Source organism: Acetatifactor sp. (genome assembly GCF_982438285.1).
The window spans coordinates 1-16,241 of the sequence record NZ_CEWDFQ010000027.1 but is presented as its reverse complement, the minus strand read 5'-3'; the positions used below and the strand labels follow the sequence as shown (position 1 = coordinate 16,241).

16 protein-coding genes and 2 pseudogenes are annotated in these 16,241 nt (G+C 48.4%); 9 read left to right on the top strand and 9 right to left on the bottom strand.

The window, feature by feature from the left end; translation table 11 throughout:
• Positions 1 to 115 precede the first annotated feature (115 nt).
• Positions 116 to 1,036 carry a LysR family transcriptional regulator gene (locus AC1WIP_RS02605; protein ID WP_481140345.1) on the top strand — a complete coding sequence of 307 codons (921 nt, stop codon included), beginning with the start codon at positions 116 to 118 and terminating at the stop codon, positions 1,034 to 1,036.
• Positions 1,037 to 1,138: 102 nt separating this feature from the next.
• Here AC1WIP_RS02605 and AC1WIP_RS02600 read toward each other — a convergent pair whose 3' ends face one another.
• Complete coding sequence (locus tag AC1WIP_RS02600; RefSeq protein WP_481140347.1) at positions 1,139 to 2,173, bottom strand: DnaJ C-terminal domain-containing protein; 1,035 nt, start codon at positions 2,171 to 2,173, stop codon at positions 1,139 to 1,141.
• A gap of 205 nt (positions 2,174 to 2,378) precedes the next feature.
• On the opposite strand from AC1WIP_RS02600, the gene AC1WIP_RS02595 reads away from it, so the two are divergent.
• Complete coding sequence (locus AC1WIP_RS02595) at positions 2,379 to 4,907, top strand: hybrid sensor histidine kinase/response regulator (RefSeq protein WP_481140344.1); 2,529 nt, start codon at positions 2,379 to 2,381, stop codon at positions 4,905 to 4,907.
• Positions 4,908 to 5,028: 121 nt separating this feature from the next.
• Positions 5,029 to 6,399 carry a sodium-dependent transporter gene (locus tag AC1WIP_RS02590; RefSeq protein WP_481140343.1) on the top strand — a complete coding sequence of 457 codons (1,371 nt, stop codon included), beginning with the start codon at positions 5,029 to 5,031 and terminating at the stop codon, positions 6,397 to 6,399.
• Here AC1WIP_RS02590 and AC1WIP_RS02585 read toward each other — a convergent pair.
• The 5 genes and pseudogenes from AC1WIP_RS02585 to AC1WIP_RS02565 form a co-directional block, all read right to left on the bottom strand.
• Positions 6,396 to 6,953, bottom strand: coding sequence for a GNAT family N-acetyltransferase (locus tag AC1WIP_RS02585; protein WP_481140346.1), 558 nt, complete (start codon positions 6,951 to 6,953; stop codon positions 6,396 to 6,398). The genes AC1WIP_RS02590 and AC1WIP_RS02585 overlap by 4 nt on opposite strands.
• Positions 6,930 to 7,399 (bottom strand): annotated as a pseudogene (locus AC1WIP_RS02580) (NUDIX hydrolase); the annotation flags it as partial. The gene AC1WIP_RS02585 and the pseudogene AC1WIP_RS02580, both read right to left, overlap by 24 nt.
• Before the next feature lie 24 nt (positions 7,400 to 7,423).
• Positions 7,424 to 8,209 (bottom strand): amino acid ABC transporter ATP-binding protein, encoded by a 786-nt coding sequence (locus tag AC1WIP_RS02575; protein ID WP_481140342.1) that lies wholly within the window; start codon positions 8,207 to 8,209, stop codon positions 7,424 to 7,426.
• Between the two features lie 25 nt (positions 8,210 to 8,234).
• Positions 8,235 to 8,891 carry an amino acid ABC transporter permease gene (locus AC1WIP_RS02570; RefSeq protein WP_481140341.1) on the bottom strand — a complete coding sequence of 219 codons (657 nt, stop codon included), beginning with the start codon at positions 8,889 to 8,891 and terminating at the stop codon, positions 8,235 to 8,237.
• 22 nt (positions 8,892 to 8,913) lie between these two features.
• A complete protein-coding gene (locus AC1WIP_RS02565; RefSeq protein ID WP_481140340.1) occupies positions 8,914 to 9,702 on the bottom strand; it encodes a transporter substrate-binding domain-containing protein in 789 nt (262 codons plus the stop codon).
• 232 nt (positions 9,703 to 9,934) lie between these two features.
• Between AC1WIP_RS02565 and AC1WIP_RS02560 the strand changes: the two genes are divergently transcribed.
• The 5 genes and pseudogenes from AC1WIP_RS02560 (at position 9,935) to AC1WIP_RS02540 (ending at position 14,031) form a co-directional block, all read left to right on the top strand.
• Complete coding sequence (locus AC1WIP_RS02560) at positions 9,935 to 10,639, top strand: response regulator transcription factor (RefSeq protein ID WP_481140339.1); 705 nt, start codon at positions 9,935 to 9,937, stop codon at positions 10,637 to 10,639.
• A complete protein-coding gene (locus AC1WIP_RS02555; protein WP_481140338.1) occupies positions 10,636 to 11,577 on the top strand; it encodes an ATP-binding protein in 942 nt (313 codons plus the stop codon). The genes AC1WIP_RS02560 and AC1WIP_RS02555 overlap by 4 nt, the downstream gene beginning before the upstream one ends.
• 92 nt (positions 11,578 to 11,669) lie before the next feature.
• Positions 11,670 to 12,602 carry an ABC transporter ATP-binding protein gene (locus AC1WIP_RS02550; RefSeq protein ID WP_481140337.1) on the top strand — a complete coding sequence of 311 codons (933 nt, stop codon included), beginning with the start codon at positions 11,670 to 11,672 and terminating at the stop codon, positions 12,600 to 12,602.
• Complete coding sequence (locus AC1WIP_RS02545) at positions 12,586 to 13,278, top strand: ABC transporter permease (protein ID WP_481140336.1); 693 nt, start codon at positions 12,586 to 12,588, stop codon at positions 13,276 to 13,278. The genes AC1WIP_RS02550 and AC1WIP_RS02545 overlap by 17 nt, the downstream gene beginning before the upstream one ends.
• Before the next feature lie 60 nt (positions 13,279 to 13,338).
• Positions 13,339 to 14,031: pseudogene (locus tag AC1WIP_RS02540) on the top strand (GNAT family N-acetyltransferase).
• A 157-nt stretch (positions 14,032 to 14,188) separates the two neighbouring features.
• On the opposite strand, the gene AC1WIP_RS02535 reads toward AC1WIP_RS02540, so the two are convergent.
• The gene (locus AC1WIP_RS02535; RefSeq protein WP_481140335.1) at positions 14,189 to 14,533 is read right to left on the bottom strand and encodes a TIGR04076 family protein; all 345 of its coding nucleotides are present in this window, start codon (positions 14,531 to 14,533) and stop codon (positions 14,189 to 14,191) included.
• Between the two features lie 178 nt (positions 14,534 to 14,711).
• On the opposite strand from AC1WIP_RS02535, the gene AC1WIP_RS02530 reads away from it, so the two are divergent.
• Positions 14,712 to 15,380: a Crp/Fnr family transcriptional regulator gene (locus AC1WIP_RS02530; protein ID WP_481140334.1), complete on the top strand. Its 669-nt coding sequence runs from the start codon at positions 14,712 to 14,714 to the stop codon at positions 15,378 to 15,380.
• A 32-nt stretch (positions 15,381 to 15,412) separates the two neighbouring features.
• Here the strand turns inward: AC1WIP_RS02530 and AC1WIP_RS02525 are convergent, their stop codons facing one another.
• Both AC1WIP_RS02525 and AC1WIP_RS02520 read right to left on the bottom strand, forming a co-directional pair.
• Complete coding sequence (locus AC1WIP_RS02525; protein WP_481140333.1) at positions 15,413 to 15,775, bottom strand: MGMT family protein; 363 nt, start codon at positions 15,773 to 15,775, stop codon at positions 15,413 to 15,415.
• Between the two features lie 28 nt (positions 15,776 to 15,803).
• A complete protein-coding gene (locus AC1WIP_RS02520; RefSeq protein ID WP_481140332.1) occupies positions 15,804 to 16,124 on the bottom strand; it encodes a hypothetical protein in 321 nt (106 codons plus the stop codon).
• Positions 16,125 to 16,241: the final 117 nt, after the last annotated feature.

Sequence of the window (16,241 nt, the reverse complement as noted above, 5' to 3'; positions counted from 1 at the left end):
AGGGTGACCAGCCACTGCTTCGGAACCCGTTTTTGGTTATTATGACCAGGTTCGTAACTGTGCCAGTGAGTTTCGCAATTACCTAAAATATAATAAGTATGTAAGGAGGGCTGATATGGAGATCAGAGTGCTTCGGTATTTTTTGGCGATTGCCAGAGAAGGCAGCATTACAAATGCGGCCAGTTTTCTACATGTGACACAGCCAACCCTTTCCCGGCAGATCCGCGATTTGGAGGAAGAGCTGGGGCAGAAACTTTTCACCCGCGGCAGCCACAACATGACCTTAACCGCAGAGGGGATGATTTTGCGGAAACGCGCGGAAGAAATTGTTTCTATGGTTGACAAAACAGAAGCAGAATTTAATTCTATGGAAAATGTAATTGGCGGCAATATTTACATCGGCAGCGGCGAAACCGATGCAATTAAACTAGTAGCGCAGATTGCCTGTGAATTGCGGACAAAGTATCCGGGTATTCATTATCACCTATACAGTGGAAATTCTGAGGATGTAACAGAACGCCTGGATAAAGGTTTATTGGATTTTGGAATCCTGATTCAGCCTGCAGATATATCCAAATATGACTACATCAATATTCCTGCCAGAGATATATGGGGAGTTGTCATGCGAAAAGACAGCCCTTTGGCTGAAAAAGAAGTAATCCGAAGAGAAGATTTGCTGAGTGTTCCACTGATCTGTTCCAGACAGGCGATTTCAGGAGAACGGCGTGGAAATAAGTTTGCCGAGTGGTTCGGCGGGGATTTCGATCAGCTGGACATTGTAACTACGTTCAACCTCGTTTATAATGCGGCCATCATGGTTGAAGCCGGAATTGGCTATGCAGTAACTATCGACAAAATAGCCAACACAACTGAAAGCAGCAGCCTCTGTTTCCGTCCGCTGGAGCCCCGACTGGAATCAGGCTTAAATATCATCTGGAAAAAATATCAAGTATTCTCCTCTGCGGCAGAATTATTCTTGGGGAAATTGCGTGAGAGCTTTGGTGATTTTCTCGTTTCTCATGACTGTACCGACTGAAATGAAAATGCTCTAAGCGACTGCTTCACTAACCATAACAAAACTATGGTTAATAAGTCACTTAGAGCATACATCTTTGGCGCACCGCCCTTATATTACGCATTATGCCACATGGCCTCTCTGCCTGTTTTGTTTCTGCAGGGCCTGCTCGAACTCCTTTAATTTTTGTCTGGCCTCAGGGCTTAAGCTTTCCGGCGCCTGAATCTCTATGGTCGCATATTGGTCACCCCGCACAGAAGGATTTTTCATGGAAGGCAGTCCCTTCCCTTTTAAGCGGATTTTGCTTCCTGGCTGTGTGCCCTCTTTGATCTTGCACAGCACATCCCCGTAAAGCGTCTGTATCTTGGCTTCGCCGCCGAAAATGGCAGTGGTAAAGGGAATTCTTGCCGTGGTGTAGAGGTCTGCCCCCTCTCGCCGAAAGCCCGGCTTCTCCCGCACGGTTACCTTTAGAAGCAGATCTCCGGGCCGTCCCTTTCCTGTTCCCGGCATTCCCTTGCCGCTTAAGCGTATGGTCTTTCCGGATTCGATGCCCGCAGGAATCTTTACCTCCAGCGACTGTACTCCTCCCGCAGCATCCTGCAGGCGGACTACCTTTTTGCCCCCAAAGGCTGCCTCCTCAAAGGAAATCTCCACTTCCCCATGAAGGTCTGCGCCATTTTCTTGAAATCCGGCAGAGCCTGTCTCCCGGAAGGCGCCTCCGAACAAATCACGCAGAATGTCATCCATATTTTCCCCGCTGTCAAAATGAACTTCCTGATATTGCCCCTGGGGGCCGCTATAGGTTCTTCTGTAGGTGCCTCCGCCGCCGAAGGGCCCGCCTGCGCCTGTGAAAAAATCCCCATTTCCAAAGGGGCTTCCCCCAAAGGGATTCCCTGTGCTTCCATATCTCTGGGACTGGGCGCCGCCTTCCTCAAAGGCAGCGTGTCCGAACTGATCGTACAGCTTTCTCTTCTTTTCATCACTTAATATTTCATAGGCTTCTGTAATCTCTTTAAACTTTTCTTCTGCCTGGGCATTTCCCGAATTGCTGTCCGGGTGATACTGCTTTACCAGCTTACGGTAAGCCTTCTTGATCGCCGACGCATCGGCGTTTCTGCTTACGCCCAGAACCTCATAATAATCTTTTTTGGCACGCAATTCTTTCACCCTCTTTCTCTTTCCACAAAATATTTTTGTTCTATTTGCAATATAACACTTAATACAGTCGCTGTCAAGCGCTTTTCTGTATTATCTTTTGTAACTTTTCTCATTTTTCTCCCTTTTCCTTTTTACTTTATTCCGTGTGTGGTATACTTCTATTTGTACTCGCTTTTACGGAATGTGGAAAAGGAGCATTGATAGAATGAAACCCCAAAAAAGAAAAACTTCCCGATTTGATTTTTCCTTGAAGCTGAATATCTTTATTTTAGTGCTTTTCTCCGTTCTCATTGTATGGGGCATTTTTCTGGTGCGCGACAGGCTTTTAGCCAATGCAGACGAATTGGGAACCTCCCTGGCGGAAAGCTACGCCTCCCAGGAGGAAAACCGCATCGCCATCTATCAAATGCTTTTAAATTTGGCCTCCACAAGCATCAACAACACGCTGGAAAAGGGAGGAAGCAGCCAGCAGGTACAGGAATGGCTTGCAGATTACTCCAGTCACCTGACGCATATCCTGGGCTCCTCCGTCATTGACCCTTATGCAGTAATTGACGGAGCTATCATTGCCGCCACCCCCTGGGAGGGAGATCAAAATTATGATTATCAAAGCACCGAATGGTATCAAAAAGCCCTTTCGCAAAACGGGGATGTTATTTTTACCAACGCCTATTTGGACGCCATCACAGGAAAGTACCTGATTACCCTTGCCAAGAAGCTGAACGGTTCCGGAAACGTACTGGCTTTTGATATTCTTCTGGAAAATTTTCATCTCCACGAAAACAAAGCTTCCCTGCCCCAGAACAGCTCCTACTTTCTGTATGACGGAAACGGCAGTCTGATTTACTTAAGAGGCAGCCTGGACATCAAAGACCCTGATGTGAGGCAATACGCGGAAAATCTGCTTGCCCGCATACAGGACGGGAGCCTTCAAAGCTACTCTTCCGCCATCCGGGATTTGGAGGGGAAAAACCGCAGCGTTTATTACCACATCATGGAAAACGGCTGGATATCCGTGATTACCATGCCCGTACAAAGCCTCCTTACGGATAATATGGACACCTCCTTCCTTCTGCTCTTTGGAATCTGCGCCGCTCTTCTTTTTACAGCCAGCGGCATCATCCTGCGTTTTTGGGTTGGCAGCCGCAAAATGCAGCACGTTCAGGATACGCTGCAGATTCTGGGAGATACCTATTATGCCATCTACCGGATCGATTACGAAAAAGCCACTTATGAGTCCATCAAATCCTCCGACGACGTAAGCAGCCTTCTGGGAAGCGGCGGCAGCTATCAGCATTTAATTGATGTGGTAAAGGAGTACGTAGATCAGCGGACCTATACAGAATTTGAACAAAGCTTTTCCCTGGAAAACATAAAAAAGCTGATTCAGGATCAGATTTACGAGTTTGGGGGAGATTACCAGCGCCGGTTCGGAGAGGACTACAAATGGGTCAGCATAAAAATCATTTACAATAAATCCATGAAGCTGAACCATGTGATCATGTGTTTTCGAGAAATTGACGCAGAAAAGCGCAGGCAGCTGAAACAGCATATTCTTTTGGAAAATGCTCTCAAGTCCGCCCGTCAGACGGCAGAGAAGAAAAATGCCTTTTTCAGCCATGTATCTCATGATATGCGTACCCCTTTAAACGCTATCATCGGTCTGTCCAAGCTGATGAAGGACCAGCTTGACCGTCCGGAAAAGATAAGGGATTACACGGCAAAAATTGAGCAGGCCGGCACACAGCTTTTAACCCTGGTCAACGACATTCTGGATATGTCAAGGCTGGAGAAAAGCACAGGCAGCACACTGGATTATACCGTCATGAATCTGGAAACCTTTCTCCAGGAATCTGTCTCTCTTTTCAAAGACCAGGCCCTGACAGAGCAAAAGGAATTAACTGTTTCGATCCATCTGCAGCATCCCGCCGTTTACTGCGATCCCTTCCGCCTAAGCCAGGTAATCAACAACCTTTTGTCCAATGCGTTAAAGTACAGTATGAGCGGTGCAAGGATTACAGTGGACCTTGCCGAGACAGGCGTACAGTCAAACCGAAGCAGATACCAGCTCACGGTAAGCGACACCGGCATCGGTATGTCCAAGGAATTTATGGAGCACATTTTTGAGCCCTTTTCCAGAGAGACCTTGTTCGCCCCTTCCAGAATCTCCGGAACCGGCCTGGGAATGCCCATTGTAAAGAGCCTGGTCCAGCAGATGAGCGGAGAAATTACCGTGGAAAGCACTCTGGGTGAGGGCAGCACATTCACCATCATTCTTCCCCTTCAGATTGCAGAAAGCGAAGCGCTTCCCCCTTCACCAAAAAAAGAGCCCGCAGCCAATCCCCAGGGGTTACAAAACAAAAAAATATTGATTGCAGAGGATAATGAGATCAACATGGAAATCGCATCCGAGTGTCTCTGCGCCCTGGGCGCTCAGGTGATTTCCGCCTGGAACGGACGAGAGGCGGTGGAAATTTTCAGCGCCGCAGCCCCCGGTTCCATAGATGCGATTCTGATGGATATGCAGATGCCGGAAATGGACGGGTGCGCCGCAAGCCAGGCAATCCGCTCTCTGGATCGGCCGGATGCCAAGACAGTGCCCATTATTGCAGTCACTGCAAACGCTTTTGCGGAGGATATCGCAAGAACAAAGGCGGCCGGCATGAATGACCATCTTTCCAAGCCCATTGACTTTAAGCTTATGGAGGAGGTGCTTAGCAAGGCCCTCCATTAGGGTGCAGTCCTGCCTTATTTTTTAGATTGCTATAGACATTATGTTGATGAGAATGTTATCATATTCTGGAATAAACTGCTGTCCGTTTCAACGGACAGCAAAATAAGAGTGGAGGTTCGAAATGAAAGAGAGAGAACGACTGGGTTCACGCATGGGCTTTTTGCTGCTTTCCGCAGGCTGTGCCATCGGCATTGGAAATGTCTGGAAATTTCCTTATATAACCGGACTTTACGGGGGCGGCGCCTTTGTGCTGATTTACCTTTTCTTTTTGGTGGTTATGGGAATCCCTATGCTCACCATGGAATTTTCCATCGGACGGGCCAGCAGAAAAAGCCCTCTTCTGGCCTGCAAGGTGCTGGAAAAGCCCGGACAGAAATGGCATCTACAGGGATATATGGCCATGGCCGGAAATTATCTGCTGATGATGTTTTACACCACTGTTTCGGGATGGATGCTTCATTATTTTTACCTCACCGCCTCCGGCGCCTTTGAAAATGCAGATGTGAACAGAGTGGAAGCTATTTTCGGAGAAATGCTCTCCGATCCCCTTGTGATGAGTCTTTGGATGATTCTGGTGGTAGTAGTTGGATTTTTTATCTGCTCCAGAGGCGTTCAGGCCGGCGTGGAAAAAATAACCAAGGGAATGATGCTGGCGCTGTTCTTCCTGATTGTAGTGCTGGCAGTAAACAGTCTGATGCTGGATGGCGGAATGGAGGGACTGAAATTTTACCTGCTGCCCGATTTTAACAGAATGGCCGAAACAGGCATCGGCGCCACCATTGCCGCTGCAATGAACCAGTCCTTTTTTACCTTAAGCCTTGGTATTGGCGCCATGGCCATTTTCGGAAGCTACATAGGCAAGGAGCGTTCCCTGGCAGGAGAGTCCCTCAGAGTCTGCCTGCTTGACACCTTTGTGGCCATAACCGCCGGATTGATCATATTCCCGGCCTGCTTTTCCTTCGGCGTGGATGCGGACAGCGGGCCTAACCTGATTTTTATTACATTGCCCAACATTTTCAATCACATGGCCGGAGGACGGGTGTGGGGAAGCCTTTTCTTTCTTTTCATGGCCTTTGCCGCCTTTTCCACCGTCATTGCCGTGTTTGAAAATATTATTTCCTGCTGCATGGATCTGACCGGCTGCAGCCGCAAGAAAGCAGCTTTCGTCAATGTGTTTTTGATGATTCTGCTCTCCCTTCCCTGTGTACTTGGCTTTAACCTGCTTTCCGGCTTTGAGCCTCTGGGTGAGGGAACCTCCATTATGGATCTGGAGGATTTTTTGGTGAGCAATATCACACTTCCCATCGGCTCTCTGATTTATCTGCTTTTCTGTACCTCACGCTATGGCTGGGGCTGGAAAAACTTTCTTGAGGAGGCCAACACCGGAAAGGGGTTGAAGCTGCGAAACGGGCTGCGCTTCTACATGACCTATATCCTTCCCATCATCATTCTGGTGATCTTTGTGCTGGGTATCAAGGATGTTTTATTTTAAACAGAGCGCATTTGCTGCAGCGTAAGGCGCATATCGTACCACACTGCGCCGCCGTGGACAGATTGTGAGACGCCCTCCTTTACAAAGCCAAACCGCTCATAATAGGGGATCAGTTCCTCCTTGCAGGTGAGGAAAATCCCCTTTCTTCCCTGAGCTTTGGCATCTGTAATCACCTGTCTCATCACTGCTGCACATACCCCCTGTCTTTGATATTTTGGCAGCACAGCCACGCCAAACAGCATCTGCCAGTCTCCGTCCTCTTTGTGGAGACTGGCATTTTCAAACATCTCATCCCGCAGCTTCGCCTCGTTTGTCACCATGCCGTCTATCAGGCCCGCCAGCTCTCCGTCCCAGAAAAGCAGCCAAAAATGCTCCGGATAGGTTAAAAGGCGCTGTCTGAGTGCCTCCTTTCCTGCTGCCTCCGCCTCGGGAAAGCACACTGCCTCCAGCGCCGCCACCGCCTCCAAGTCTTCTATGGTTCCATGCCTGATCTCCCATTGGGGCGGCAAAAGAGCAGGCAGCCTGGAAAGGTCCAAGGGCCTCCCATCCAGCACAGCTTCTGTCAGCCTGCTGTGGCCATCGTAAACCAGCTTCAAGGAGAAAAAGGGTCTCTCCTCCTCCAGCAGTTTAAAAAAGATTTTATCCCCCTCCCAAAGGTTTAAATCAAACAGCTTTTCCCGGGAAACCCACACAAGCTCTCCCTCGTCACAGGCAATGGGCTCTCCCGTAAATCCATCCGCAGTAAACAAAGAGATGTATTCTGTCACCCCATCCCCCGACAAAAAGGTTAATAAGCCACGATAGCGAAAGGAGGTCAGCGTGTATCCGGTCTCCTCCTTCACCTCCCGCAGCACACATTCCTCGGGCTTTCCCCCTCTTCAAAGTGACCGCCCACACCAATCCATTTGTCCTTATTCACATCCTGCTTTTTCACCGTCCGGTGCAGCATCAGATATTCCCCATCTCTTTCCAGATAGCACAGCGTGCTCATGTTTTCCATTCTTCCGGCCATAATATCCTCCGCTCACCCTTGCGTGTACCGGGCCAAAAACTGCTTTGTACGCTCCTGCCTGGGGTTATCGATCACCTGTCTGGGATCTCCCTGTTCCACGATCACACCCTCGTCCATAAAAATAACCTGATCCGCCACATCTCTTGCAAAGGCCATCTCATGGGTCACAATAATCATGGTGGTTTTTTGCTGTGCAAGCCCTCTGATCACCTTAAGCACCTCTCCCGTCAGCTCCGGGTCCAGGGCTGATGTAGGCTCGTCAAAGCACAGGATGTCCGGCTTAAGCGCCAGCGCCCTGGCAATGGCCACCCGCTGCTGCTGCCCTCCTGAAAGCTGATGGGGATAATGCCCGCTTCTTTCGGACAGTCCCATCCGTTCCAGCAGCTCTCTTCCATGGGCGTCGATCTCCTCCATGATTTCCCGTTTCCTCTGTTTGAAATCCGGCCTCTCCTTTGCCAGCAAAAGCTCTGCCAGCATCACGTTCTCCAAGGCTGTATACTGGGGAAACAAGTGAAAGGACTGAAACACCATGCCAAAATGCAGGCGTTTTTTGCGAAGATCTCTCTCCCGCTCCTTTGCAGGAAGGGAGGCGTCAAAAAGCTTCTCTCCCCGGACAGTGATCACTCCCCTGTCTGGCGTCTCCAAAAAATTCAGGCACCGCAGCAGCGTGGTCTTTCCCGAACCGGAGGAGCCGATGATGGCTAACGCATTTCCTTCCTCCAGAGAAAAGCTGACGTTTTCTAACACCCTTGTGTTTCCAAAATGCTTTTCAATCTCTGTTACTTCCAAAATCGCCATGAGTCAACTCCTTATCTGAAATCCTCTACCTGAAATAATCCAGCCTGCGCTCCAAATAATTGAACAAAAGCGTCAGAATGCCTACAAACGCCAGATAAAATACGCCCGTGTAAAACAAAGGCCAGGTAATCCCATCGGACTTCATAAAGGAATAGCCCGCAAAGGTCAGCTCGTAGGCGGCAATGATCCTGGCAAGGGAAGTGTCCTTCACCAGGGTAATCACCTCGTTGGACATGGGAGGCACCACCCGCTTGATCATCTGCAGCAGCGTGATCTTGAAAAAAATCTGGCTGCGGGTCATGCCCAGCACCTGGCCGGCTTCCCGCTGTCCTGCAGGCACACCCTCGATTCCACCCCGAAAGATTACCGAAAAATAGCAGGCATAATTGAAGGTAAAAGCCACCACCGTGGCCGTCAGCCGCCCCGTCTCATTGCCGCTCCAGATATTGTGATCCAGCCACAGCCCCGGCCCGTAAAAAATAATAATCAGCTGCAGCATCAGAGGCGTTCCCCTGACTACCCATACCACAAGCTGCATTAGATAGCGAAGCAGCCTGCATCTGCTCATGGATGCAAAGGCAAACAGCAGTCCTAAGGGCAGCGAAAACAAAAGGGTCAGTATGAAAATCTGAAAGGTTGTAGCCAGACCGTTCAGCAGCGATAGTGTCACAGTCCAAAACATAATTTTCCTCTTTTCTCCCGGTCTACTGGGCCGGCACCACAACTACCTGTGCGTTGTTGCAGTAAGCATTGGTGCATTCCATGGCGGAGGTCACTTCGTCGGTAAGGGTCATGCCGTTCCATACCACATCGATATTCTTAGAGTCCAGCTCCATGACCTTGTTGTCCCAGTCGATTTCTACAAACTGTGCCTCAACACCCAGCTTTTCCGCCACCAGTCTGGCCATATCCGCGTCAAAGCCGATCCAGTTTCCCGATTCATCCTTGTAATCCATGGGCTCAAAGTCGGTGATTCCCACAATCAAGGTCCCTTTTTCCTGTATGTACGCCACATCGCTTTCCGCAGCGGGTGTATACTCTGACGCGCTCTGTTCCAGCAGCGACTCCTGCACACCGTACTGCTCGGCAATCTGAAGCATGGTTCCATCCGCGTAAGCTTCTCCGAAAACGGAGTTGATATAGGAAGCCAGATCAGAGCCCTTGCGGCAGCCCACGCCGTACTCCTCCGTCGTCAGCTGGTCGGTATAGGTCAGATCGGGATAGCTGGTGCCCTCGCCGATCATGGCTCCTGCCATTAAAAGATCAATAATGGCTGCATCCGAGGTTCCGGAAGCCACCTCCATCAAAGCGTCTGCCTGAGAAGCCACAGAGTTGTAGGAAAATCCGTTTTCCTCTGCGGCCGCCTCTCCTGCGGAGCCAGCCTCCACTGCATAAACCATTGCGCTTTCCCCGCCTGTCTCTTTGCTGCCGCAGGCGGTAAGGCTTCCCACAGCCAGCGCTGCCGTTAGAATCAATGCTATTTTCTTCTTCATAATCTCCTCATTTCTGCGCGGCCGTTCTTTGTGAAAAAGCCGGAAGCGCCGCGCTGCTCCGGACTTTTATAAAAGCTTTAAATCCTTTCGTATTGTATCATAGTAGCACGCTAAAGTAAAGCTGGAATCCACAGGCATTTGCGGATGCGTTATTGTGAGGCGGCAGAAATTTTGATATAATGGGAGACAAAAATTCCGGAACCGTAAGAAAGACAGGAGAAAGGAAAGCATCATGAATGAGCACAAAATTTTGCTGGTGGAGGATGACAAAGAGATCAGTGAAATGCTGAAAAACTATTTGTCAGCGGAAAATTATGAAGTGGTATGCGCCTCCGATGGGGAAGCGGCGTGCGCGGCCTTTGACAAGTCCTCTTTTTCGCTTGTTTTATTGGATTTGATGATACCTAAAATCAATGGTATGGAGGTCATGCAGCATATTCGGGCGAACAGTGTTGTTCCCATTATCATTGTGTCGGCAAAAGACACTGAAGCGGACAAGGCTCTGGGGCTGGGCTTAGGCGCTGATGACTACATCACAAAGCCATTTTCAGTGGTGGAGGTATTGGCGCGCATTAAGGCAAATATACGCAGAACAGAGCAGTATGGCAGTCCTGCTTCGCCCGCAGCCCCCGAAACCTTGTCCATCGGAGACTTGACGCTCAATCTTAACGACTATACGGCCATAAAAGGCGGAAGAAAGATTGAATTAACCGCAAAAGAATTTGATATATTGAAGCTGCTTATGCAAAACCCCAAAAAGGTTTATACCAAGGAGCAGCTTTATTCTCTTGTATGGAAGGACAATTATTTTGGAGATGAAAACGCAGTCAACGTACATATCAGCCGGCTGCGGAACAAAATTGAGGACGACAGCCGCAATCCCCGTTATATTCTTACTGTCTGGGGAATCGGCTATAAGCTGGGAGAATTGTCATGAACAGTGAAACAATCATCTTTTTTTTGACAGTCAGCATTGCGGTTTTATTCGCTGTCATTATTTACCAGCAGTTTGCTTTCCGGAGAGGAACACAATCTCAAATACGGGAAATCAGCGGAAAACTGCAGGAAATTATTAAAAATAACAGCGGTGGACAGCTCATGCTTTTTACTGAAAACAAGGAATTGATGGAGCTTTCCGCGCAGATTAACGACTTGCTGGAAATCAACAGGAAGGCCAGAGCCGATTACCTCCACAGTGAGGCAGCGTCCCGAAAAATGCTGTCAAACATTTCCCATGACATCAAAACGCCTATGACGGTTATTCTGGGCTATTTGGAAATTATGCGTCTGAATGGAGCTGCCACAACAGAAATGCTCCAGAAAACCGAAAAAAAGGCGCAGAGCGTTATGGAGCTTATCAACCAGTTTTTCACACTGGCGAAGCTGGAAGCCGGTGATATGAATCTGGAGCTTTCAAAAATGGATGTCTGTGAGCTGTGCAGGGAGAGCATCTTAGATTTTTATGAGATACTGACCAAAAATGGATTTGAGGTGGAGATTTCCGTGCCGGACTTTCCTGTTTATGTATCCGGCAATCAGGATGGCATCCAGCGCATCCTGTTCAATCTCATATCCAATGTGATTCGTTACGGGGCTGACGGCAGATATTTAGGGCTTGTCCTTCGGATCGATGAAAAAGAAATCTATATAGATGTAATTGACAAGGGAAAGGGCATAGATAAATTATTCGCTGACCGGATTTTTGATCGTTTGTTTACACTGGAGGATTCCCGCAATCGAAACATACAGGGCAATGGTTTGGGATTAACGATTGCAAAGAATCTTGCTTTACAGATGAACGGTGAACTTACGATGAAGAGTATTCCCGATGTTCAGACCGTCTTTACATTGAAATTAAGAAGGATGGCATACTGACACAAAACAGATGCGAAAGAAATTTGTAAGATTTATTCAACAGTTTTGAAGAACATACCCACTATAATCGTTTGCGAAAGGAGGCAGATGAGATGCCATATATTTTAAGAACACACCACCTTACGAAAACGATTGGTGGGAAAAATATTGTAGAAGATGTAAGCATTCATGTGAAAGAGGGAGAGATTTACGGCTTTCTTGGGCCTAACGGCGCAGGCAAAACAACTATTCTGAAAATGATCTGTAACCTTTGGAAGCCCACAAATGGAGAAATTGAGGTGTTTGGCGCTCCCCTTTTGCCAGACTCCTACGAGGTTTTGAAACGTATGGGCAGTATGATTGAATTCCCTGCGTTTTACGATAACATGACCGGTTATCAGAATTTGAAGCTTCATTGCGAATATATGGGGTATTATAAGCATGGCTGCATCGAAAATGCTTTAGAAATGCTCGGATTGACGAACGCTGCAGGCAAAAAGGTAAAATCCTATTCGCTGGGCATGAAAGAGCGGCTCGGCATTGCCCGCGCCATCCTTTGCAAGCCGGAGCTGTTGATTTTGGACGAACCCACAAACGGTCTTGACCCGGCCGGCATGAAACAGATTCGTGACCTGCTGAAAATGCTGGCTGATGAATATCATACAACGGTAATTATTTCCAGCCATCTTCTTTCTGAAATCGAAAGCATTGCAGATACCATCGGAATTATCCATCACGGGAAGCTGCGGGAAGAAATCGGCATGAGCGAAATTAAGCAGATGAATCTCGCCTATATTGAGGCGAAGGTTTCCAATACAAAACAGGCCGCCTTTGTGCTGAGCGAAAAAATGGAAGCTTCAAACTTCAAGCTTACAGACAATGGGGAAATTCGGATTTATGATTCCAGGGTTTCTGTCCCTGAATTGGCAAAAGTATTCGCTCTAAACGACGTGGAGGTTTTGGCATTGGGAAAAAAGACGGAAACATTGGAAGATTATTTCTTAAAGATGACTGCGGAGGTGGAAAATCATGTTAAAGCTGATTAAATTGGAGTGGCAGAAACACTCTCTTTGGAAATATATCCGCAATGCGGCAATCACAACAACAGTGCTGCTTGGTATGCTCATGTTAATTGCCAGCGATCCCAGTACAGGAGAAATCGTGGCAACGACGGGAACCAGCGCCATACAGACTCTTACGGATATGTTTATGAATATGGCTTATTTTGCATTTACAGGGACAATGCTTGCCTCTTTTGTTGTGGGCGAATATGAAAATAAGCTGATTCATCTGATGTATTCATATCCGATCAAGAGACGGAAAATACTGTCGGCCAAAATAATTTCTGTATGTGTATTCAATTTTATTGCCCTGTGGCTAAGCAAGCTGCTGGTTTGCACCGTTTTGCCGCTGACGGGATTTGACTCTGCGGCCACCCTGCACATAAATAATTTTTCTGCGTTGGGCAGCAGTTTGCTGAATACAGCAATTACCGTTTGCGGCGGCTGCATTGTCCTTTTCATCGGAATGAAAAAGAAATCTTCAAAAGCCACCATAGTTGCTTCCTTTGTTCTCATGCTTGTGATTCTGCAGACCACCCAGGGAAATGTGCTGCCTTACACATCCATAGGCGGAATCGTTGGCTACACTATCCAGATCCTCGGGGCTTTTGCCGCAGCTTTCCTATCGGTCCGCAAGGCAGAAATTGAGGATGTGATGTAAGCGGAATTAAACTGTTTGTAAGAGGACGAAGTACAGCTGGGACATGTGAGGCGATTAACAATGATATATTCCTGTGTCCCAAAAACCATGGGAAAGCTTTATGTGACCGAGAAAAATAATCCCAAATCGGTTCTGGCAAAGCTTGGAGATTTTATCTTTTTTGCAGGAGAACCATGCAAAGAGTTAGTCGAGCGTAACTTCAACGGTTTTGTGATTATGGTGCCGCAGACTGATGAATGGGCACATCTCATTAAAGAGTATTATAAAGACAAATGCAGACAAGTAACCAGATATGCAATGAAAAAAAATACAGTATTTGACAAGAATCATTTAACAGGGTTGATCGCCAAACTTCCAAGGGGTTACCATTTGCAGTTGATTGATGAAAATCTTTTTGACCAATGCTTCAATCATCAATGGTCAAGGGACTTGGTTTCTGTATTCGAATCTAAAAATAGGTATCTGGAAAAGGGGCTTGGTGTGGCAGTCGTAAAAAATGGTCAAATTGTTGCAGGCGCTTCTTCTTATACAAAATACTAGGAAGGCATAGAAATTCAAGTGGATACAAGAATTGACGAAAGGCGAAAGCATCTTGCCACTGCTTGTTGTGCGAAGCTTATTCTTGAATGCCTTGAGCGGGGATTATATCCAAGCTGGGATGCACAAAATCTTTGGTCCGTTCATTTGGCAGAAAAATTAGGGTATGAATTATCACATGAATATATTGCGTATGAGGTGAACCAGAAGGATTAAAGCGGAACCCTGTGAGCAGTAGGTGAATTACTCAGCCGGTTTTTACAATTCGATGCCTGCACATTCCGGTTTTCCCGCATTCCGGACAAAGGCGATAAACCTTTTTGTCAACACACACGAAGTGTAGAGTTTCCCCCTCTACGAAACGTAGAGCCGGTCATCTGACCGGCTCGTAATCTATCTGTGCTTCCTCATTGGTGGCCTCCAGCTTGAAGATCACCGGGCGCAGGCCGTCATTGCAGCTGCAGATGGCGGTTCCCGGTTTTCTGATCCAGTCGCCGTAATAGAAAATTTCCGTGCCATCCCCGTGAGCCAGGGCAAAAACATACTGGTAGATGGCCTTCCAGGCCTCGTCGCACAGCCCCTCCGGCTTGGCATAATCCGCATAAAAAACCTGTCCCTCCAGGTGCATGGGGCATGCCTTCAGGCCCTCGGCGCCGTATTCCGCCGCCAGATCCTCATTGAACATGGTTCGCAGTACTGTGATCTTTACCTTTCGCATTCTTAAGCTCCTCCTTTTTCCGTCACTTCTAAGCAACAGCTTACCATCCTTGCACCCTGCCGTCTGCTACAAATGATGCAAACCCGGCGCTTCACAAAAATTTATTTACGAAAAATGGCAGAAAGGATACAATAAAGCAATAGCAACACGCAAAAAGCGCGCAGAAATGAGGAATTTTATGATGCTGACACCCCGCTATTTTTTCACCAATGATTTCAATGATTTTTATGAATACTTTCTCTCCCGTCCTCACAAAAAGAGAACCTTCCCGGAGGGCAGCTGTCTGTGGAAGCCGGGAGAGCCCTTCGGGCGGATTCACTACATCATTTCCGGCGTGGAGCAAAGCTATGTGGAGCACGAAAGCGGCCGGAAGAAAATTTTATCCTTCCACGGCAGCGGAACGGTTTTCCCCGGCTATCACCAGCAGGATTACCGCATTGAAAGCTCCATTGTCACAACGGCTCTCTCTCCCATGGAGGTGCTTGAATTTTCCAAGGAGCAGTTTCGTTCCATGTTTGAAGAAAATTCCGCTTTGAGCGCCAGAATCGTGGAGTGGTTTTCCATGTATGTAAACCTGCTGCTTTACGATGCCGCCCATCAGGAATACAACTGCTCCTTCCATAAGCTGTGCAATCTGCTCTATCTCCTTTTGGTGGATGAAAATAAGCGCAGTCCTGTGCACATTCCCCAAAGCGATCTGGCGGATATCCTGGGAATCAGCCGCGTCCATCTCACCAGAGGGCTTGCCAGGCTGCGGGAAGAAAACATAATCGTCACAAACCGCAGGCAGATTATCGTCACAGCCCCTTCCGCACTGGCAAAGTACTGTTCCATGGAAACTCTGTAGCTTTGGCCCTGCGGCTTTGGCTCTGCAGCTTTTTAGATGCCAAGGCGGTCAAATTCCTGCTTCAGCCCAAGCGCCTCCTCAAAGGTGTTTTCCCAGCGGTATTTTTTTAAATCCACCCAAAAGCCTCTATCCGTCTGCGCCACCTCCACCCCTTCCGCCTCAAGCAGCCGTTTCTGAAGGTCGAAGGTCTCAAAGGCCGCAGCCCCGCTTAAGATTCCCCGACTGTTTACAATACGGTGTGCCGGCACCTGTCCTAAGCGTTCCCCATTTAAGGCATGCCCCACCTGTCTTGCATAATTAGGAGTGCCGCACAAAAGGGCGATCTGTCCGTAGGTTGCCACTTTTCCCTTGGGAACGCTCCTTACCGCCAGAAAGGCTCTTTTATAAAAATCCATTTCCTTCCCCTTTCCATTGGCATTTGGGTCAGTTTCTCCCTTCCTCTTCCAAGCCCTTCAGCAGCACGGCCCTGCAGGGCGCTCCGTCCGCACCCCAAAGCTTTAAGGGTGCGGCGCACAGAAAATATACCCCCTCCGGCACCTGTCCCAGGCATATTCCCTCCAAAAGTGTAATCCCCGCCCCCAGAAGCCGCAAATGCACCTCCTCCGGGTTCTCCTCCGGCCCCACGGTCTGAGACTCGTTTCCCAGCAAAAAAATCCCTTCCTCTGCAAACACGGCGGCTGCCTGAGCGGTCACAACGGCCTTTCCCTTGATTAAAATCCTTTTTACCGCCTCCCGCTTTCTCAAAAGAGCTGTCTCCAGCATATGACGGGCATGCTCGCCGTGACCTCCCCTGTATGAGCGACCACACAGGCCCATCCCACATAGGCGGACAGCTCCATCTGATCGACGGTTTTTCCCTCC